Origin of the sequence: Xanthomonas sp. CFBP 8443 (genome assembly GCF_025666195.1) — a bacterium.
Taxonomy (GTDB): Bacteria; Pseudomonadota; Gammaproteobacteria; order Xanthomonadales; family Xanthomonadaceae; genus Xanthomonas_A.
Genome location: NZ_CP102592.1, coordinates 2,479,267 through 2,498,460 on the forward strand (window position 1 = coordinate 2,479,267; position 19,194 = coordinate 2,498,460).

Annotated in this window: 17 protein-coding genes; all 17 read right to left on the bottom strand. The window is 66.6% G+C overall.

The annotated features are described in order from the left end of the window. Nucleotides 1–3 precede the first annotated feature (3 nt). The 17 genes from NUG20_RS10535 to flgJ all read right to left on the bottom strand — a co-directional run bounded on the left by NUG20_RS10535 (nucleotide 4) and on the right by flgJ (nucleotide 19,194). The gene (locus NUG20_RS10535; RefSeq protein WP_263398258.1) at nucleotides 4–1,521 is read right to left on the bottom strand and encodes a glycosyltransferase; all 1,518 of its coding nucleotides are present in this window, start codon (nucleotides 1,519–1,521) and stop codon (nucleotides 4–6) included. Further along, a complete protein-coding gene (locus tag NUG20_RS10540) occupies nucleotides 1,518–2,798 on the bottom strand; it encodes an ATP-grasp domain-containing protein (protein WP_263398259.1) in 1,281 nt (426 codons plus the stop codon). The genes NUG20_RS10535 and NUG20_RS10540 overlap by 4 nt, the downstream gene beginning before the upstream one ends. Continuing rightward, nucleotides 2,795–4,342, bottom strand: coding sequence for a CDP-glycerol glycerophosphotransferase family protein (locus NUG20_RS10545; protein ID WP_263398260.1), 1,548 nt, complete (start codon nucleotides 4,340–4,342; stop codon nucleotides 2,795–2,797). Before NUG20_RS10545 ends, NUG20_RS10540 begins: the two co-directional genes overlap by 4 nt. 20 nt (nucleotides 4,343–4,362) lie before the next feature. After that, a complete protein-coding gene (locus NUG20_RS10550) occupies nucleotides 4,363–4,809 on the bottom strand; it encodes an adenylyltransferase/cytidyltransferase family protein (protein ID WP_263398261.1) in 447 nt (148 codons plus the stop codon). Between the two features lie 59 nt (nucleotides 4,810–4,868). Continuing rightward, nucleotides 4,869–6,359, bottom strand: a complete 1,491-nt coding sequence (locus NUG20_RS10555; RefSeq protein ID WP_263398262.1) for a sigma-54 dependent transcriptional regulator — start codon at nucleotides 6,357–6,359, stop codon at nucleotides 4,869–4,871. Beyond that, entirely contained in the window at nucleotides 6,356–6,739 is a 384-nt protein-coding gene (locus NUG20_RS10560) for a response regulator (RefSeq protein ID WP_010341669.1), read from the bottom strand. The genes NUG20_RS10555 and NUG20_RS10560 overlap by 4 nt, the downstream gene beginning before the upstream one ends. 13 nt (nucleotides 6,740–6,752) lie before the next feature. Further along, on the bottom strand, nucleotides 6,753–8,150 hold the full coding sequence (rpoN, locus tag NUG20_RS10565) for an RNA polymerase factor sigma-54 (protein ID WP_263398263.1): 1,398 nt from the start codon (nucleotides 8,148–8,150) through the stop codon (nucleotides 6,753–6,755). A gap of 286 nt (nucleotides 8,151–8,436) precedes the next feature. After that, on the bottom strand, nucleotides 8,437–9,069 hold the full coding sequence (locus NUG20_RS10570) for a response regulator (protein WP_263109368.1): 633 nt from the start codon (nucleotides 9,067–9,069) through the stop codon (nucleotides 8,437–8,439). 69 nt (nucleotides 9,070–9,138) lie between these two features. Next, nucleotides 9,139–9,738: a PilZ domain-containing protein gene (locus NUG20_RS10575; RefSeq protein ID WP_263398264.1), complete on the bottom strand. Its 600-nt coding sequence runs from the start codon at nucleotides 9,736–9,738 to the stop codon at nucleotides 9,139–9,141. Further along, complete coding sequence (locus NUG20_RS10580) at nucleotides 9,735–10,034, bottom strand: hypothetical protein (protein ID WP_263398265.1); 300 nt, start codon at nucleotides 10,032–10,034, stop codon at nucleotides 9,735–9,737. Before NUG20_RS10580 ends, NUG20_RS10575 begins: the two co-directional genes overlap by 4 nt. Continuing rightward, nucleotides 10,031–10,450: a flagellar export chaperone FliS gene (gene fliS, locus NUG20_RS10585; RefSeq protein WP_263109365.1), complete on the bottom strand. Its 420-nt coding sequence runs from the start codon at nucleotides 10,448–10,450 to the stop codon at nucleotides 10,031–10,033. The genes NUG20_RS10580 and fliS overlap by 4 nt, the downstream gene beginning before the upstream one ends. Nucleotides 10,451–10,613: 163 nt before the next feature. Next, on the bottom strand, nucleotides 10,614–11,954 hold the full coding sequence (fliD, locus tag NUG20_RS10590) for a flagellar filament capping protein FliD (protein ID WP_263398266.1): 1,341 nt from the start codon (nucleotides 11,952–11,954) through the stop codon (nucleotides 10,614–10,616). Nucleotides 11,955–12,151: 197 nt separating this feature from the next. Beyond that, nucleotides 12,152–13,330, bottom strand: a complete 1,179-nt coding sequence (locus NUG20_RS10595; protein WP_263398267.1) for a flagellin — start codon at nucleotides 13,328–13,330, stop codon at nucleotides 12,152–12,154. A gap of 552 nt (nucleotides 13,331–13,882) precedes the next feature. Continuing rightward, entirely contained in the window at nucleotides 13,883–14,713 is an 831-nt protein-coding gene (locus NUG20_RS10600) for a hypothetical protein (RefSeq protein WP_263398268.1), read from the bottom strand. Between the two features lie 166 nt (nucleotides 14,714–14,879). After that, entirely contained in the window at nucleotides 14,880–16,085 is a 1,206-nt protein-coding gene (gene flgL, locus NUG20_RS10605; RefSeq protein ID WP_263398269.1) for a flagellar hook-associated protein FlgL, read from the bottom strand. Continuing rightward, nucleotides 16,082–17,956: a flagellar hook-associated protein FlgK gene (flgK, locus tag NUG20_RS10610; RefSeq protein ID WP_263398270.1), complete on the bottom strand. Its 1,875-nt coding sequence runs from the start codon at nucleotides 17,954–17,956 to the stop codon at nucleotides 16,082–16,084. Before flgK ends, flgL begins: the two co-directional genes overlap by 4 nt. An 11-nt stretch (nucleotides 17,957–17,967) precedes the next feature. Beyond that, the gene (gene flgJ / locus NUG20_RS10615) at nucleotides 17,968–19,194 is read right to left on the bottom strand and encodes a flagellar assembly peptidoglycan hydrolase FlgJ (RefSeq protein ID WP_263398271.1); all 1,227 of its coding nucleotides are present in this window, start codon (nucleotides 19,192–19,194) and stop codon (nucleotides 17,968–17,970) included.

The window sequence follows — 19,194 nt, forward strand, 5'->3', positions numbered from 1 at the left end:
CGCTCAGTCCACCGCAAAACCTACACCGCCGGCCTCCGGCGAATGCAGCAGGCGGCCGCGACTGTTGAGCAGCGGCAACTGTAGCAGCACCTCGGGCAGCATCATCTTAAGCCCGATGCGATAGCGCCCTTGAATGCCGCCGCTGCGGAACTGCAGGATCAGTCCGTACAGTCCGCCCGGTTCCCAGGCCTGGTCCAGCGGCAGCTCAAACCCGTAGACATGGGCGCGCAACCGCCCCATCGGTCGCAGGGTGATACCGCCTTCGCCGTACAGCGAATGCAGTTCCAGCTCCAGGTCATCGCAGCGAGTCGTGATCCAATCGTGCATCTCAAGCTCGATAAGCAGTCGTTGCTCGATTAACTGCACGCCGCACAGACGGAAAAATCCGATGGTGGGAAAGTCGATCCGCATCACCTCGCGCGCAATCGGCACCTCAGGATTGTCCAGGAATGGCTGCCGCCAATAGCAGGCACCGTCGATCTCGGCGATCCAGCAGTTCTCCATGGTCACACCGAGCAGAAAGCACAAGCCTTCGATTTGATCGGTCTTGATCAGCTCAAGGTAAAGCGAACGGCGCGCCCCCAGTGAGCGATAGTCCAAGTCCCCATACAGTGCCAGCAGCTGCTGCATCGCCGGCACGAACACTTTCCGAAATGATGGCGAGGACACCACGCCGATCGCCGTGTATAGCGCACGTTGCAGGTTGGTAACCGCGATCGCGCGGCGATACGTCTCGCCGGCGGGAACGTGGGCGAAATCGTCCCATTCTATCGCCACCGAACGCATCCGGTCGCTGAAATTAGCCGCCGTACTGATTGACTGCGTGATAGATGCCTGGCCGCCGGCCGCGCGAACGCGCCATAGATATACCAGTTCGGGGATGATCGCGGTGCGTCGGCTTAGGAAGTAGGCTTTATGCACGAACGGGCGATCCGCATAGAGCAGGCCGGGAACCATGCCCAGCTGGTGTTCACGCAAGAACGTGGTGCGGAACACCTTGTTCCAATAAAAGCCGTCGTGAATGATGTCGGGGAACTCTGTCACCGAATCGATCACCCTGCGCCGGCTCCACACGAACGGCTCGTATAAGAATGCGACAGAAGAGTGAGCGCCATCATCGGTGAGTCGCGCGGCGCGTCCGATGACGATGTCGGCGTCACAGCGCAGCGCCTCGGCGATCAGCAGTGCATAGCCATCGGACGTCACCACATCGTCCGAATCGACCAGCGCCACGTACTCACCGCGCGCCATCGCGATGCCTAGGTTGCCCGACACTGCGCCGCCTTCGTTGTCTTTGGTCAGGCAGCGGAAGTTTGGATGGCGTGCCTCGTAGTCGCGGCAGATCGCCAGGCTGTCGTCGCTGCTGGAGTCGTCGATTGCCAGGATCTCGATGTTGGTGTAGCGCTGCGTCAGTAGCGAGTCGAAACATGCCGGAAGGTAGGGGGCCGTGTTGTAGACCAGCACCACAAGCGAAAGCAGCGGCGTAGCATCGGGTTCAGATGCCGCTTGGATCGGGTTCATGCGCGCCACTCCAGCAGTTGTTCTATGGCGTCCACGTCGAAAACCGGGATGCCATGGGTATCGAGTACGTCGCATCGCTCGCGGTAGGAGTCGTCGATGAACAAGGCTCCTTTGGTGTGCGTGACGTACCGGCTCTTTGGCGCGCCATCCTCGATATGCAGTATTTCGTCGAACAGTTCGGCGCTGATGCGGTAGTGCGCCAGCGTCTGTCGCGGACAGTGCGCATGGCGGGTGATCAGGCTGACCCTGACGCCGCGGTTGGACCACTGGTAAAGCAGCGCCATCAGCAGCGGGTTGACCCGGTCATCGATTATCAAAGTATCATCCAGATCCAGGTATACCCGCTCGTAGCGTAGCCCGGTACGGAACCGGCTGTGCAGGGCGCGGTCCATTTGGATTGGGTAGTTTTGCGCGCAGACACTGAAAGGCATGCTCAAGTGCGCATAGATGCTCAGTAGCGGGTAGTTGACGCCGAGGTTGCGTGACAGTCCCATCGAACCTGCTATGCGCGGCGCCACTTCGAGCAACTTGGGCACGCCTTGCGCATCTCGGCGCGCTTGGAAGAACCATGCGCCGCGCAGCCTCAGTTCTGCAGCGATCGAAGCGGCCATCGCGTCGATCGACGGATCGGTAGCGACCGGCTCGGTGCGCACGCTGATGCCACCCTTGATCCGGCTACGCACGCGCGGGGCGGCATGCAGCAGAGCGCCGGCGTGGTCGGAGATGCAGTCCACGGTATATTCTGCGCCAGGAAGATATTCGCTGAAAACGTACTCGATGGGGCTGTCGCGCAGTTGGCGATGGCGGGCCGCGTTGTCTACGCGTTCCGCGCCCTGGCTGCCTTGGCCGACCGCTGGCTTGGCGAAGATCGGATAACCCGGCGTTGCACTATCGATATCGGCAGGCACTATGCCCAGCGGACGTAGCCGTGCGTAGGCGAGGTTCTTGTTGCGGCATAGTGCTGCGGTTTCGGCGTCTGGGACCATTGCCGCGGCCCGCAATTTCGAATGATGCTGGGCCAGCACTGGAATCACGCTGTCATGTGCGGGAAGCACGATGTCGATTTTCCATTCATCGATCAGCTGATTGAGCTGCTCGATGAAGTCGGTCGATGCGACATGTGCGTCTATCTGCCGATAGCGCGCGTAGACGAACTCCCCGTGATCGGATACCGACGAAGCGCCGTGAACGCGCACAACCTTGCTGTACTTCAACGCTGCGTGGATCTCCAGACCTATTTCCGAACCACAGGGGAAGACGAGCGCATTTAGGATCAAGGAGCGCCTCCAAATACGGCTTCAATCACGCGCCGTGCCACGTTTCCGTCGTTCAATGCGCAGTAGCGACGACGAAAGGCGGCGTAGCGCCCTGCATATGCCTCAGTGACCGTCGGCAGATCGCCGAATAGCGCTACCAACTCCGCTGTGGTGCGCGCCAGCGGGCCGGGCAGGTCGCGCTCCACGTCTAGGTAGAAACCACGGATCTCCGACGCGTACAGCTCCAAGTCGTAGCAGTAGAACAGGATCGGTTTTCCAGTGACGGCATAGTCGAAGAGTACCGAAGAATAGTCGGTGATGAGCACGTCGGCGAGCAGGCACAGCTCGTTAATGTCATCCAAGTGCGAAAGGTCTACCACGTTGGCCGGTAGAGCGTCAGGATCCAGGCGCGCGGCGACCAAATGGTGAGCTTTGACCAGCAACGTCTGCTTCGGCGCCAGCGCCGAAGACAACGCCTGCAGGTCCAACTGTAGGTCAAAATCGAAACGCCATGCCCCGATTGGCTTGTGGTCGCGCCACGTTGGCGCATACAGCACGAAGCTGTGATCCGAAGACAGGCCCAGGCGCGCTGCCAACGCGGCTCGGTCTAGGACGGGATTGAACAATGGATCGGTCAACGGATAGCCGGTCTCCAGGATTGGCCCGCAGTAGCGGAAGGCGCGGCGGAAGATTTCGGTGGAGTAAGAGTTCTCGCTGAGCAGTACGCTCCAGCCGCGCGATTCGCGGTAGAAATTCTCGCGCGCGTCGGCTTCCGGCCCGGCGACCTCGATGTCGTAGGAAAGTCGCTTTAACGGCGTGCCATGCCAAGTCTGTAAGTACACGGTCTCCGGCTTGCGCCCAGGCGCGGCGAAGAGCACGTTGTTGACCCGGTACTTGGCCTGTGCCAGCAGCCGGTAGTAGTCGGGTGAGCCACGCACCACCCGCGGTGGATCGCCTGGAATCGGCTGATTGCCGCTGTAGGCCCAGGCGCAGCGCAGGTCCGGGCGAAGCTCACGCAAGGCTTCGTAGACATAGCGCGGATTGCCGGCGTAGCTCTTGCCGAGGAAGCTCTCGAACAGGACCAGATCTTCCTGCAGTGGCAGCTCCCGCAGCCAGTCCCCGAAACGGGCCTTGGCGTTCTCTGCGGCCACCATGCGCTGGTGCTGTGCGTGCGGAGCAACGTACAACACCAGTGAGCCCACGCTATCACTCAGATAGGCCGACAAACCGTGCGCGCCAACGCGCTGCTCAAGGAAATGCCGCGGGTGACCGGGACTCGGCGACGAGATCAGTGGCAGCACCGTTTCGCCGTTGGACTGTCTGCGGCACAACTGCACATCCCAGCGGCCGGCCGGCGCGTCGAGCAGCGGATGAATCGGAACTGCAGCACGCAGCTCGCCGGCTACGGCCTCACACGCGGCAACGAGCGTATCGCCGCCATCGCGCCTAACCAGGCGCAGTTCCCATGCCTCGGCACGCCGCGACGGCACCCACTGAAGCGCTACGCGCAACACATTGTCATGCAGCGACAACCCACTCGGCACATCGAAAGCGAGTTCCCGCACACTCGGCTCCATGGCGCGCGTCAGCGCGAGGAACGCAGCGGTAGCACGGCGACATCGACGGCAGCTTGCGACGCTGGCGCATTCTCGCGCGCAAGCGCTTTCAGTGAAGAGCTGGAGATGTTCTCGGTGCGCGGCAGATAGCGCACCTGACAATAGCGGGAGAGGAAATCAAACTCACCTTGCCAGTCCGATCCCATCACCAGCAGGTCGCCGTGGTACTTGCGGATGTCGTTGGCCTTTTGCTCCCAACTATCTTCGACAAAAACGTCGTCAACGTAGCGGATCGCGCGCAATACTGCTTCGCGGCTGGCATAGTCCTGCAGAGCGCTCTTGTGCTTGAGCGCGTTGAACGTATCGCTGGAAAGTCCGACCAACAGCCTGTCGCCTAGCTCGCGCGCGCCGCGCAGCAGATTTATGTGGCCCACATGCAGGAGATCGAAGGTGCCGTAGGTCAGAACGACGGTCATGCGAGAAGCTCCTGGGTCACAGTTGCGGTGGCCGCTGGGGTGAATGTCGACGTGCCGGCTCAGCTGGCCAGTTCGGTCTGGTCGCGGTCGATGCCGTACTTGCGCAGTTTCTCCACCAGCGTGGTGCGGCGCAGGCCCAGCAGTTGCGCCGCATGCGCGACCACGCCCTGGGTACGCTCCAGCGCTTCGTTGATCAGCGCCAGCTCGATGTTGGCCATGTGCCCGCGCAGGTCCAGTCCGCTTTCCGGCAGCGTCGCCGCGGCCTGCGCGGCCGACTCGGCCGGATCGGCAAAGGCCTTGGGGCCGACGTGCAGATCGACCACGTTGGGCACGCGGCGCGGATCCGGCGCCGCGATCGGGGCCGGCGGCGCCGACACGTCGATCGAGGAGGCGAAGTCGCCGCGGTAGCGCGCCGGCAGGTCCTGCACCCGCACCAGGCCGCTGGGATGCAACACCGCCAGGCGCTCGACCAGGTTGGTCAGCTCGCGCACGTTGCCCGGCCACTCGTAGCCGCGCAGCGCCTGCAGCGCCTCCTCGGAAAAACGCACTTCGCCGCGGCCGGTGCGCGCCAGCTGCGCGGCAATGGTGTTGACCAGCGCCGGCAGGTCGTCGCTGCGCTCGCGCAGCGCCGGCATCTCGATCGGGAACACGTTGAGCCGGTAGAACAGGTCCTCGCGGAACTGGTTGCCGGCGATGCGCTCTTCCAGGTTGCGGTGGGTGGCGGCGATCACGCGCACGTTGCAGCGGATGGTGACGTTGCCGCCGACGCGCTCGAAGCTGCGCTCCTGCAGCACGCGCAGCAGCTTGACCTGCATCGGCAGGCTCATGTCGCCGATCTCGTCGAGCAGCAGGGTGCCGCCCTCGGCCATTTCGAAACGGCCCTTGCGCGCGGACAGCGCGCCAGTGAAGGAACCTTTCTCGTGGCCGAACAGTTCGCTTTCCAGCAGGTCCGGCGGGATCGCGCCGCAGTTGATCGCCACGAACGGGCCGTCGCGGCGCGGCGATTGCTGGTGGATCGCGCGCGCCACCACTTCCTTGCCGGTGCCGGACTCGCCCAGCACCAGCACGGTGGTGTCGAACGCGGCGACCTGGTCGATCAGCCGCCGCAGCCGCACGACCGCTTCGCTGTTGCCGGTCGGGCCGCTGTCCTGCACCGCGCCGGCCTGGTGCTCGGCGTCCAGGCGCTTGAGGCTGGCACGGCGCAGCAGGGTCTCCAGTTGCGCGTGGCGCAGCGGCGCCTCCAGTTGCCACACGTTGGCTTCGTGCAGGCCGTGGCGCTGCGCGAACGCCTGCGCTTCGCCGTTGAGCAGCAGCACCGGCGGCGGCAGCGGACTGCGCGCGACCCAGCCGAAGAACGCATCGGCCTGGGCCTGGTCGTCGAGTCCGCCGACCAGGATCGCCATCCACTCGCTCTGCCGGTGGCGCCCCGGGTTGACGTCGGCCACGTCGGTCACCCAGCGCGGGTTGAGGTCCATGAACTCGAGCAGGCTGACCGTGCGTTCGGCGCGTACCGCGTCGTCGTCGATCACCAGGATGCGCGATTCGCTCATGCCGGTACTCCCTCTGTGCGTAAGCCCTCCAGGATCGGCATCACTTCCTGGATGTAGGACAGCTTGCTGACGAAGTTGTCGGCACCGGCGCGCATGGCGTGCTCGCGGTGTTCGGCATCGTCGAAATGGCTGGCGATCACGATGTACGGGGCCTGGTCCTGGGTCTTGATCAGGCGCGTGGCCTGCAGCCCGCCCATCTCGGGCATGGCCAGGTCCATCAGCACCACCTGCGGGCGTAGCGACTCGGAGCGTTCGATCGCCTCCAGGCCGTTGGCGGCGCTGCCGATCACCTCCATCCAGTCGAGCTTGCGGAAGTGGCGCATCGCGGCATTGATGAAGCCTTCGTGGTCGTCGACCAGAAGCACGGACAGTTTGTTCATATGCATTGTTTCCTTAGCTCGCGCGGGCCAGCAGCGGTTTGGCGCGACGGCGTTCGCGGGCGGGGGCGATATCCAGTTGTTCACGGTACTTGGCCACGGTGCGCCGGGCCACGTTCACGCCCTGGCGCGCCAGCAAGCCGGCGATCGCCTCGTCGGCCAGCGGCCGCCCCGACGGCTCGGATTCGATCAGGCGCCGCACCATCGCGCGCACCGCCTGTCCCGAGACCGCGGCGCCTTCCAGGCGCACGGCGAAGAAATGCTTCAGTTCGAAGGTACCACGCGGCGTCTGCAGGTATTTGCCGGTGGTGATGCGCGACACGGTGGATTCGTGCATGCCGATCGCGTCGGCCACTTCCTTCAGGGTCAGCGGCGCCATCGCTTCCTCGCCCTTGACCAGGAACGCGGCCTGGCGCTCGACGATGGCGCGGGTGGTGCGCAGCAGGGTCTCGTAGCGCATCGACAGGCCGCGGGTCAGCCAGCGCGCTTCCTGCAGCATCTCGCGCAGCGGCGCCGCCGCCTCGCCGGCCTCGGCCAGGGCGCGCTCGTGCATCGGGTTGACGGTGACGCGGTGGGTGGTGGCCGGGTTCAGCGCGACCCGCCAGGTGCCGTCGCTGTGCCAGGCGACCACGTCCGGGATCACGTGGCCCAGGTTTTCCGGCAGCAGGCTGTCGCCGGGACGCGGCTGCAGCGACAGGATCAGCCGCACCGCTTCGCGCACGTCGTCGGCTTCGGCGTCGAGCTGGCGCGCCAGCAGCGGGTAGTCGTGGCTGGCGAGCAGGTTCAGGTCGCCGGCCAGGATGCGCGCGGCCAGGTGGCGGCCGGCGACGCGGCCGGGTAGGGCGGCCAGCTGCACGCTCAGGCATTCGCGCAGGTCGCAGGCGGCCAGGCCGGCGGGGTCGCCGTGCAGCAGCCGCTGGCGGACCGCCTCCACCTGCGCGGCGGGCTGGTCGAAGCGCGCGCAGGCGAGCAGGGTCAGCGTGTCCAGCGCGCCGTCGAGGTAGCCGGCATCGTCGCTGTGCTCCAGCCAGAACGCGGCCACTTCCAGCTGGCGCTCGTCCAGTTCCAGCGCCAGGCGCTGCAACACCCGCACCTGCGGGTCGGTGGATTCGCCGGCAGCGATGCGCTGCATGCGGTCGTCCTCGCCTTCGCTCCAGCCGGCGACGGGGATATCCCACATCGAGGATTCGGGCAGCTCGTCGAACGCGGCGGTTTCCAACGCGTTGTCGTGATCGACGACCGGCTCGAGCACGCCTTCCGGCTCTTCCAGTTCCAGCAGCGGGTTGTTCTCCAGCGCGCGCCGGACTTCCAGTTCCAGTTGCATCCCGTCCAGCTGCAGCAATCGGATCGACTGCAGCAACTGCGGCGTCAGGTGGAGGTGCTGGCCTAGCTGGGCGGAGACGGTCGGCTTCATGCGAACTTCCTCGGTTTGGCGCCAAGCCTCTGGCGCCCGTGGAATGCATAGTGCTTGCCATCCGACGGTAACAGAATCGGGAGGTTCCTGAGCGAGGTAGTCAAATTCCCGACAGTCTGTAGGGAAAATCCCTACATGCGTGTAGGGGGTGCCGGTCGACCGGCGCTGCAGAGCCAGTGCTGGCGGGCTTCGCCAGGTTCACGGCGGCAGCTGACCGGTTAAGGCAAGCGCCATGCCAGTGCGGCGTGTCGGGAATCCGTTGCGCGCTGCTTCGGTTGCCCGCGACTCAGGTCAGTTCGTTCTGATGACGCGCGGCCAGCAGCACCAGGTCGTTGGCGCGCCGGCAGCCCAGCGATTCCATCATCCGCGCGCGGTGGGTCTCGACCGTCTTGACGCTGATGCCCAGGTCTGAGGCGATTTCCTTGTTGCTCTGGCCGCGGCCGATCTGGCGCAGGATCTCGCGCTGCCGCGGCGACAGCGCGGCGATGCCGACCGGGCGTTCGCGGCCGAGCATCGGCGCGATCATCTTCGAGGAGATCTGCGGACTCAGGAACACCTGGTTGGCGCTGGCCGCACGCAGCGCCAGTTCCAGTTCCAGCGGCGCCGCATCCTTGACCACGAAGCCGGTGGCGCCACGGTCCAGCGCGTCGCGCACGTGCACCGGGTCGTCGTGCATCGACATCATCACCACACGGGTCTTGGGCGAGGTCTGCAGCACGTCGCTCAGTGCGTCCAGGCCGCTGCGCCCGGGCAGCGACAGGTCCATCAGCACCAGGTCGGGGCGGTGCAGGGTGGTCAGGTCCACCGCCTGCTGCGCGTTGCTGGCCTCGGCGACCACGTCGACGTCGGCGAACGCCTGCAACAGCCGGCTCAGGCCGGCGCGAACCAGGGTGTGATCGTCGACGATGATGACTCGCACGGTGGAAGTCCCTCTCTACTAGTACCGCACCTTAGCCGAGCGCGCCGCTGCCGCCAACCTCGCCGCCGCTCACGGCGCGGGCGGCGCCCGCTCGGCCGCACGCCGGTTGTCGGCGATCTGGCGCCGGTGCAGGCGGAACAGGTGGCGCTCCAGGGCTTCTTCCATGCCCGCCGGCTGGGTTTCGAAGCGCAGCCACAGGTAGAAACCGCTGCCGGCGACGGCTTCGGCCAGCACCTGCACCGGCAGTTCCAGGTAGTCGGGCAGCCAGTCGGAGGGCTGCAGGCGCAGCAGGCCGGCGGCGCCGGGGGCGGCACCGGAGCGCGAACCCAGCTCCAATCTCAGTCCGCGACGCGACCAGCGCAATGGACGCAGCGGCAGGGTGTCTTCGTGTTGCCGCGCCAGCCGGCCGAGCAGTACCAGCATCAGGTCGAGCTTGGCGTCCATGCGCTGCAGTTGCAGCGGCTGGTCGCCGCGTTCCTCGCTGCCGTCGTCGCTGCGCAGGTCCTCGATCTGGGCCAGGCCGCGCAGCAGCGCTTCGCCGGCGCCGAAGCGGCCGATGCCGTTGCCGAGCTTGAAATCGGCCGGCAGCGCCAGTTCGCAGCTGAGCGTGTCGTGGAACAGCTCGGTCTCGGCGGGATGGTGCGCGGTGCCGTCGGACACGCTGTTCATCTCAGCGATCCGGCCTGCGAATAGGCGCGTGCGGCATTGTTGGATTGGCGGTTGGCGCGCAGCCAGTCGCCGGCTTCGTCGCGCGCCTGGCACATCTGCGCGATCACCGCCTGTTGCAGCGTCAGCAGCGAGGCCAGGCCATCGCGTGCGGCGTCGGCGCCGGTCTGTTGCAGGTAGTGGCGCAGATGCTGGTCGTGCTCGGCGACCAGGCGCTCGGCCAGCGCGTGCTCGTCGCTATCGAGCGCCTGCTGCAGCTGCTGCAGTTCGGCGTGCAGCGAGTCGAGGCTGACGGTCATAGCGCGGCGACCGGCGCCAGTTCGCGCTGCTGCAGCGGAATGGCATTCCAGGCCGCGTCGATCTCGCTGAGCAATTCCAGCGATTCGACCAGCGCGCTTTCGTCGTTGTGCAGGTTGGCTTCGGTGAGCCGGTGCATCACGTAGTCGTACAGCGCCGAGAGGTTGTTGGCGATCTCGCCGCCGGCCTCGTGGTCCAGCGAGCCGTTGAGGTGGCCGACGATGGCGCAGGCTTCGCCGATCGCCTTGCCCTTGCGCGCCTGATCGCCCTGCGCCAGGCAGGCCTGGGCCTGACGGATGCGCTGGCAGGCGCCGGCGAACAGCAGCGCGACCAGCTTGTGCGGGTCGGCATCGGTGATGCTGGTGGACACGCTCATCTTGCGGTATTGCTCGGCGTATTGGCGACTGGAACCGTGCATGGAAAACTCCCTCGGGTGGCGTAGCGGCCGCTTGCCGCCGTACGTGGCGATGGCGCCACGGCGGCGGTATTCGGAGCTGGGCCGGAATGACTGTCGATACACACGTTATCGGCCACTGGGCGGTCCGACTTGAGTCCCGTGAAGAGCATCTCGATAACGATTATCAGTTGTTGGAAGAGAACTGCTTGGCCAAGTAGTCGCTGGTGCTCTGCATCTTCGCGACGATGGTGTCCATCGCGGTGAACCTGTCGGTGTACTGCTTGGTCAGCGTTTCCATCCGCTTGTCCAGGTTGCTGAGCTGGTTGGTCAGGTCGGTGATGTGCTTGTTGAGCGAGGCGGTGCGCTGGGTGATGGTGCCGCTGGTGGTATCCAGGTTGCTGTTCAACAGCGTGGTCATGCCCGCGGTGAAGCCGCCGTCGGTGCCGAACATGGCCTTGGCCGACGTCGGGTCGCTGGCGACGGCGCTGTCGAACTTGGCGCTGTCGAAGCTCATCGCCCCGTTCTTGTCGATGGTCACGCCCAGCGCCTTGAGATCGACCACGTTTTCGCTGACCTGCTTGCGCAGCGACTGCTGCAGCCCGCGCACCATCGAGTCGCCGGTCAGCGCCGAGGACTTGTCGTTGGTGGCGTCGTAGGCGCTGGAAGATTTCAGTAGGGTGTTGGCGGTGTTGTAGGCGGTGACGAACGCGGTGATGTTCGCCTTCAGGCTGGTGCTGTCGTTGGCGATGGTCAGGCTGTACTTGGTGCCTTCCGCGGCCTTGGTCAGATTCAAGGTGATGCCAGGGACGAGGTCGGCCACCGCATTGCTGCTGGAGGTGCGCTCGAAACCGTCCACGCGCACGATCGCGTCGGCCGCGGCCACGGTCTGGGTCAGGCCGCCGCCGTTGCCGCTGCCGTAGGTCAGCGCGCTGAGTCCGCCGTTGCCGCCGGCGCTGCTGATGGTCAGCGCGCCCTTGGTCCCGGAATCGACCGCGTTGAGCACCAGGTGGTCGCCGTCGTCGGCGCTCACCACGCTGGCGGTCACGCCGTTGCCGCCGGCGGCCTTGTTGATCGCTGCGGCGACATCGCTGAGCTTGCTGCCTGCGGCCACGGTGACGTTCAGCGACTTGTCGCCGTACCCGATCGTCAACGTGCCGTCGCCGACCACGGCCTTGTCGGCATAGGCGGCCGAGGTCAGCTTCTGCCGTTCGGCCAGCTTCACCACCTCGATGCTGTAGTTGCCGGCGGTGGCGCTGTCGGTGACGCTGGCGGTATAGCCGGCGCCGTCGGCGACGGTGGCCTTGACCGCGCTCTTGTCGGCGCTCTTGGCGATCGCGTTCATCGCCGTCTGCAGGTTGGACAGCGCGCCCTTGATCGTGCTCAGCGCCGAAAGCTTGGCGCTGGATGCGGTGCCGTCCGCGTTGATCCGGTTTTCCTGCGGCGCGCGCTGCGCGGCGACCAAGGTTTTGACCACGGCGGCGACGTCCATACCGGAGCCGACGGCAAAAAGCGATGAAGTAGCCATGGGTGGGCTTCCTTACGATAGCGGGCACGGAGGCCAGCGGTAGATAGGGGTATCGGCGGCGGACGGCGGTTCTTGAGCCGTCCGCGCATGTCGGGAATGCCCCGACCCCAATGCAAGTCCTGTGCCGGCCGGGCGGCGGAAAACGAAAAGGCCCCTCCTTGCGGAGGGGCCTTCGATCGTTGCGTGTGCGCTTGCTGTTACTGCAGCAGGCTCAGCACGTTCTGCGGGACCGACTTGGCCTGCGCCAGCATCGCGGTACCGGCCTGCTGCAGGATCTGGGTGCGGGTCAGCTCGGCGGTTTCCTTGGCGTAGTCGGTATCGCGGATGCGGCTGCGCGAGGCCGACAGGTTCTCCGAGGTGGAGCTCAGGTTGGCGATGGTGGAGGTGAAGCGGTTCTGCACCGCACCCATGTCGGCGCGCGAGGAGTTGACCGAGGTCAGCGCCTTGTCGACGATTTCCAGGGCACGCTGGGCGCCGGAGAAGCTGGAGATGTCCAGGTCTTCCAGGGTGCTGGTGCTGCCGGCCACCGCGGTGGCGGTGGCAGCAACGCCACCGAAAGCCACGGTCACGCCAGTGGCGCTGCTGGTGCCGGCGGTGAACGAGAAGTCCGTGCCAGCCTTCAGCGATTCCAGCTTCAGCTTGCCTGCGTTGTCGACCGAGGCGTACACGCCGGTCTGGTCCAGCTTGTCGTTGATCGACGCGGCGACCTTCTTCTGGATGTCGGCGGCGGTGTCGCCGACGGCGACGCTGACGCTGGCAATCGACTTGCCGTTAACCGAGATGCCCGAGATGCTGCCCGAAGCGGTCGCGGTGCCGGCGACGAAGGCGGCGGTGCTGGTCTGGTCGGCGGCGAAGCCGGCCTTGCCCAGCGAATCGACATTGGCGTCGACGATGCTGTTGATGCCGATGGTCTGGCCGGCATCCGCGCCGACCTGGAACAGGGCGCCAGAGAAATCGCCGTTCAGCAGCTTGGTGCCGTTGAAGCTGGTCTGGTTGGCAACACGATCGATTTCCGAGGTGAGCTGCTTGACTTCCGAGTTCAGCGCCTCGCGGTCGGTGTCGGAGTTGGTGGCGTTGGCCGACTGCACCGACAGCTCGCGGATACGCTGCAGGTTGTTGCCGATTTCGACCATCGCGCCTTCAGCGGTCTGGGCCAGCGAGATGCCGTCGTTGGCGTTGCGCGAGGCGACGTCCAGGCCACGGATCTGGGTGGTGAAGCGCTCGGAGATCGCCAGACCGGCGGCGTCGTCCTTCGCACTGTTGATGCGCAGGCCCGAGGACAGACGCTGGATCGACGTCGCCATGCTCGAGCTGGTGCTGTTGAGGTTACGCTGAGCGTTCAGCGACATTACGTTGGTGTTGATTACCTGTGCCATTTTGATATCTCCTCTAAGCGATTTATCCGGCAACCTGTCGGTGCCTGGAGCCTCCGCAGGGGGGCCATCAATTGGCCGTTGCCGCTGCTGAGATAAATAACGGCGGGAGGGTCACAACCTTTAGCGATTCGCTGCGGAAAATATCGCGATGCGGCGAACCGGGAGCCTGTGGCACTCGCGGCGAAGAGCTTGTTTCGGCCGCGGTTTGCCAAACTTTAGGGTTCCGGCGCAGGGGCCGTGCGCAGCCGATGGCAATGACGAACTCGGTATAAAAGAAGCGTCGCGGCGGTCCGGACGAAGGAGGGCTTCACCGGATTGCGGATAAGCGGCAAGAAAGCCGCCCGGAGATCGGCGCAAAGAGACAATGCTTAAAAGGCGGGCAAAGATCATCAAGGCGGCGTCGAGGCAGGATCCGGCCCAGGCGCGGATAAAGAAGGCGCTACGCCAGGAAAGGGCGCCGAGAGCCTACGGCGTAACGCCGGTGGCATCGTTGTATCCGCGGCCCTGTGGCCAGTGGCAGTCCTGTGGCCAGGGGCAGTGAAGTCCAGGCGATCAGCGCGCCGTGGCAGGCACCGGCGCCGGTTTCGCCGCCGTTGCCGGAGCCGGGCGCTTGGCCGGCACCACGCCCGACTGCAGTCGGCGGATCGAGGCGATCGGCACCGCTTCGGCGCGACGCTGCTCGGGCCACCACAGGAAGACGAACGCGCTGCTGGACCCCAGCAATTTCGCGTTGCCCGGCAGCGCCGCACTGTCGCCGCTGAGCACCACCTGCACCGGCGTGCCCGCGCGGCCATCGCGGATCTTCTCGGCCGTGTTCATGGCATACAGTGCCGCACCAAAGGCCATGAAGCAGACCACCGCCATGCACATGCCGGTCAACGGCCGCAGTCCCAACAGTTCCCAGTTCATCCACGGCGAATGCGAGAACAGCAACCGCCAGCCCCAATGCCGCGCGCGCAGGCGTTCCACCTTGGCCGGGTTGCGGCGGCGCAGCGTCTCCGGCCAGCCGAGCACGACCGCCATCAGGATGCCCAGCAGCAGGATCAGGATGTAGGCCGGATCGCGCAGGCCGGCGACCAGAAAGTCGCTCACCTGCAGGTAGTCCAGGATCGACAACTGGAAACGCAGGTAGAAGAAGTAACTCGACCACAGCCCCAGCGCGGACAGGAACACGTAGCCGGCACTGACCATCAACGCCGGCTCCTGCCGCAGCAGGCGCCAGATCTCCGCGACCATCGAGTCTTGGTTGACGTGCTTGACCGGCAGCAGCGACCAATCGGTCGGCGCCTGCTCGATCGCATCGGCCTGCGGCCCGCCGCCAGAAGCGGCCGCGGCGCCCGCCGGCACATCGGCGTGGGCGCCGTCCTGTTCCCTGGTTGTCATGCATTCTCCCCGTTCGGCAGAGCATCGCGCAATTTCGTGGCCGATGAAAGCCATCCCGGGGTTGGAGCGGCGGCGCTGCAGTTGCGCCTGGATTGCGTCGAGGTCCGCCCGGACCGCAGCGCCGTCGGCGCGGGCCGGCATGCGCGCAAGAAGAGAATGCGGGGATTCAGCGGATCATGTTGAACAATGACATCGACTGCATCTGGGTGAAGATGGTCTGCGCCGCCTTGAGCGCGGACTGCTCCAGCTGATACTGGCCGATCGCATCGGCGTAGTCCAGATCGCGCAGCGAGGACAGCGTGGTCTTCAGCGTCACTTCGTTGGAGGCGCGCAACTCGGCGGCGTTGTCGATCGCCGACAGCTGCGCGCCGCCGGACGCGCGCGCGTCGATCATCTTCGCCGAGGCCTGGCTGATGTCGCGCATCGACGACTGCAGGGTGTTCTGCAGCGCGGCCTTGTCGGTGGCGGTGATCGGGTCCGTGTTCAGCGCGGCGGCCAGGGTGCTGATGGTGGAGAACACATCCTTGTTGGTGGCGGCGCCGATCTGGAAGCTGTCGCCGACCGCCGGCGCGCCGTCCAGGCGCATCTTCAGGCCGTCGAAGCTGATGGTCTCGCCGGCGGCGTAGGTGCCGGTCTTGACCACGGTGCCGGCGCCATCGCGCACTTCATAGGTGTCGGTGGCGGTAAAGGCGACGCTGTAGCTGCCGCCGTTCCAGGTTCCGGAGGTCGCGTCGCGGCTGAAGTCCAGCAACAGCCCGGTGCCGGTGTTGGCGCCGGCCGCGTGCGCGTCGACGGTGCCGTCGCCGGTGCGGATGCGCATGAAGATCTCGCTGCCGGGCAGGGCGTCGGCAACCAGGGTGTCGGCGGCCACCTCCACGCTGCGCTGGGTCTGGTCGCCGTTGTAGACCACCTGGCCGCCGACCACCGCGAACGGTGCGTTGGCGTCGGCGGCGCCGGCGAACAGGTAGCGGCCGCTGCCGTCGGTGCTGTTGGACAGGCTCAGCAGGCTGTCGTGCAGCGAGGTGAGTTCGGAGGCGATCGCCTTGCGGTTGTCGGTGGTCAGCGCCGAACTGTTCGCCTGCACGGTCAGATCGCTGACCCGCGCCATCAGCTCGCCGGCCTGCGCCAGCGCGTTCTCCTGCAGGCCCAGGCGGTTCTGCACGTTGTTGGCGTTCTCGCCGAAACGCGCCAGCTCGGCCACCGCGCGGTCCAGGTTGACCGCGGTGCCGGAGGCGACCGGATCGTCGGCCGCGGTGACCAGGCGCTTGCCGGTGGCCAGCTGCTGTTCCAGGTGCGAGATCTTGGCCTGCTTGCCCAGCATGTTGTTGACCGACTGGCTGAACATCATGCCGGTGGAAATGCGGTTGCTCATCGGATCGCACCCAGGATGGACTGGAACATCGTATCGGCGGTGGAAATCAGTTGCGACGCGGCTTGGTAGGCCTGCTGCAGGCGCAACATGTTCGAGGCTTCCTCGTCCAGGTTGACGCCGGACACCGAGTCGCGCGCGTCTTGCGCATTGGTGTGGATCACGTCCTGGGCGTCGGCCGCGTACTTGGCCTGCCGCGCCGCCGAGCCGATCGTGGTGGTCAGGCCGGACACCGCACCGTTGAGGGTGATGGTGCCGCCATTGAACGCCTTGGCATCGTCCAGGTTGGACAGGGTCAGCGCGTTGCCGTTGTTGCTGGAGCCGGCGCCGGTGGGGCCGACCGCGAAGGTGTCGCCGGCCACCGGCGCGCCGTCCAGGGTCAGGCTCCAGCCGTTGGCGCTGATGGTCTGCCCGGCGGTGTAGGCGAACGGGCCGGCGCCGTCGATGGTGTACTGGTTGGCGTCGATGAAGGCGATGCTGGACGGGTTCAGCAGGTTGGGATTGGCGGCGTTGCTGGCGCGCACGTTGCTGACCTTGCCGGTGCCCAGGTTGTCCAGGTCGGTCTTGGCGGTGATCGGCGTGGCCGCGGCGATGCGCGACGGATCGGTGATCGCCACGCCCAGGTGGGTGACCGCGTCGGCGGTGGGCTGCAGCAGGAACTTGTCGCCGGCGGCGGCGGTGCCCGACAGCTGCAGCGTCACCCCGTTGACCACGAACGGGTCGGCACTGCTGCCGGTGCCGGTCATGGCCACGCTGGCGCCGGTGTCGGCGCGGGCGGCGGTCCAGGTGCTGCCGTCGAACTTCAGCAGCAGGTTCTTGCCGTCGAGCTTGCTCAGGTCGCTGACTGCGGCGCTGAAGCTGGCGCTGCCGGTATTGGCGGCGTTGGAGTTCACGCTGGGGGCGGACAGCGAGAAGAAGTCGCCGCCCAGGTTGCCGTACAGGTCGACGCCGGCCTTGTGCTGCTGGTTGTAGGTGACCGCCAGGCCGGTGGCCAGGCGCCCCAGTTCGGCCTTGGTCGGATCCAGCACGTCGCTGCGGAACTCGAGCAGGCCGCCGATCTGGCCGCCCATCGCGCTGTCGCCCAGGGCGATGGTGGCGCCTTGCGCCTGCAGCGCGACCTGCAGGCGCCCTGGCTGGTAGGGATCGGTGACGGTGGTCAGGGTCGAGGCGGTGGTGCCGACCACCAGCGCCTGGCCGCCGGCGGTGTAGACGTTGATCGCGCCGCCGTCCTGCTGCACCGCGCTGCCGCCGGTGTAGCCCACCAGCTGCGTGATCAGCTGGTCGCGGCGGTCGAGCAGGTCCGGCGCGGCCGCGGCGGCGTTGCTGCCGATCTGGCCGTTGATCTTGGCCACTTCGGCGGCCACGCGGTTGGCTTCCGTGGTCGCGGACAGCAGGCCGTTGTTGACCTCGTTGCCGAGCGCGTCCATCTGCCCGTTGAGCTGCTTGAAGCGGGTCACCAGCGAGCCGGCGTTGTCCAGCAGGTTCTGCCGGCTGGCGGTGGCCGAGGCGTTGGCGGACAGGCCGGTGCTGGCGTCGAAGAACTTCGACCATTGGCCGGAGATATTGGTGGCGGTGTCGGAGAACAGCCCGTCGACGCGGTCGGACAAGGCCGACAGCTGCTTCAGCCGCGCCAGTTCGCCGCCGCTGTCCAGCAGCCGCGAGGTCGCCAGCTGGTCGGCGACGCGCGAGATGTCGGTGATCTTGGTGCCGTTGCCGATGTAGTCCGAGCCGTACCGGGTCGGCGTGGTGGTCGCGAACGCGACCCGCTGCCGGCTGTAGCCATCGGTGTTGATGTTGGCGACGTTGTGGCTCACGGTCGCCAGCGCCCGCTGGAAGGCGATGAGGGCGCTGGTGCCGGTGGAGAGGACGGACATGGACGGCTACCTCAGCGCAGGGCGCTGTTGGACGGATCGGAGGTGCTGGCGAACGCGCGGCCGATGCCGCTGGCGGCGGCATTGCCGATCGCGGCGACGGCGCGGCCGATGGTCGGGCCGCCGGCGATCGCGGCGATCTTGGCCGCATAGGACGGATCGGTGGCATAGCCGGCGCGCTGCAGGCCCTGCGCGAAGCCGCGGATGTCGGTGCCGGCGTTCAGCGCCTGCTGGTAGCGCGGATTGGTCTTCAGCAGGCGCACGTAGTCGGCGAAGCTCTCGGCCGGCGAGGCGTAGGCGCGGAAGTCCGCACTCTGCGACTGCTTGACCCCATTGACGTATTCGTGGGTGCCGGTGGTGACGCGCTCGCCGCTCCAGCCGGTGGCCTTGATCCCGAACAGGTTGTTGGAACTGGCGCCGTCGCCGCGGGAAATGCCGCGGCGTCCCCAGCCGGTTTCCAGCGCGGCCTGCGCGACCAGCGCCCGCGCGTCCACGCCCAGTTCCTTGGCCGCCTTCTGCGCATGCGTCCAGATCTGCGCGACGAAGCCTTCCGGGGTGCGCGTGCCGAGGCTGGCCGCGGCCGCGTTGGCCGCCGCGGCGGCGCCGGCATCGATGCTCTTGTCGTCGTCGGCCGCGGTGGCGGCCAGGTTCGGCCAGCGGTCGTCGGTGCCGGTCCACGGCAGCGTGGCGCTGCCGTCGGCAGGGTTGCTGCCCAGCGCTTCGTGCATCGCGCTGGTCTCGCGGCCGGCGATCAGGTCGAGCACGCGCGCGACCTGCTGCTGCGACGCATCCGCCGCCTCCATGCCGCTCCAGGCGCCGGCGCCGGCGATCGCCGCAGCGTCGGTATCGGCCGGCGCGGATGCGCCGGCGATCGCGCCGTTGCCGACGCTGCCGCCGCCCTGGCCGGACACCAGCGAATACGCCTTGGCCGCCTGCGCGGCGCCGATCGAGGTAGTGGTCGGCGGGGTGTCGGCGCTCTTGCCGCCCAGCTGCTTGGCGATCATCGCCGCCAGGCCCAGCCCCTTGCCCTCGGTCAGCGCCTTGGCCATCTGCTGGTCGTACATGTCGCGGAAAGTCTGGTTCTCGCCCGGGAACAGGGAATCGCCGAAGCTGGCGTCGCGCATGCTCTTGACGAGCAGGTTGGCGAACTGTCCTTCCAACTGGCGCGACACCTTGTCGATCCGGGCCGGATCGTTCGGGGTGGTCGCGTTCAGTTCGATCGGGGAGGCCGAGATGCGCAT

Bases quoted from the DNA above. Each gene is read 5' to 3' on its own strand.
- NUG20_RS10535 (WP_263398258.1), bottom strand. From the start codon at position 1,521: ATGAACCCGATCCAAGCGGCATCTGAACCCGATGCTACGCCGCTGCTT.
- NUG20_RS10550 (WP_263398261.1), bottom strand. From the start codon at position 4,809: ATGACCGTCGTTCTGACCTACGGCACCTTCGATCTCCTGCATGTGGGC.
- NUG20_RS10555 (WP_263398262.1), bottom strand. From the start codon at position 6,359: ATGAGCGAATCGCGCATCCTGGTGATCGACGACGACGCGGTACGCGCC.
- NUG20_RS10560 (WP_010341669.1), bottom strand. From the start codon at position 6,739: ATGAACAAACTGTCCGTGCTTCTGGTCGACGACCACGAAGGCTTCATC.
- rpoN (WP_263398263.1), bottom strand. From the start codon at position 8,150: ATGAAGCCGACCGTCTCCGCCCAGCTAGGCCAGCACCTCCACCTGACG.
- NUG20_RS10575 (WP_263398264.1), bottom strand. From the start codon at position 9,738: ATGAACAGCGTGTCCGACGGCACCGCGCACCATCCCGCCGAGACCGAG.
- NUG20_RS10580 (WP_263398265.1), bottom strand. From the start codon at position 10,034: ATGACCGTCAGCCTCGACTCGCTGCACGCCGAACTGCAGCAGCTGCAG.
- fliS (WP_263109365.1), bottom strand. From the start codon at position 10,450: ATGCACGGTTCCAGTCGCCAATACGCCGAGCAATACCGCAAGATGAGC.
- fliD (WP_263398266.1), bottom strand. From the start codon at position 11,954: ATGGCTACTTCATCGCTTTTTGCCGTCGGCTCCGGTATGGACGTCGCC.
- NUG20_RS10595 (WP_263398267.1), bottom strand. From the start codon at position 13,330: ATGGCACAGGTAATCAACACCAACGTAATGTCGCTGAACGCTCAGCGT.
- NUG20_RS10600 (WP_263398268.1), bottom strand. From the start codon at position 14,713: ATGACAACCAGGGAACAGGACGGCGCCCACGCCGATGTGCCGGCGGGC.
- flgL (WP_263398269.1), bottom strand. From the start codon at position 16,085: ATGAGCAACCGCATTTCCACCGGCATGATGTTCAGCCAGTCGGTCAAC.
- flgK (WP_263398270.1), bottom strand. From the start codon at position 17,956: ATGTCCGTCCTCTCCACCGGCACCAGCGCCCTCATCGCCTTCCAGCGG.
- flgJ (WP_263398271.1), bottom strand. From the start codon at position 19,194: ATGCGCATCTCGGCCTCCCCGATCGAACTGAACGCGACCACCCCGAAC.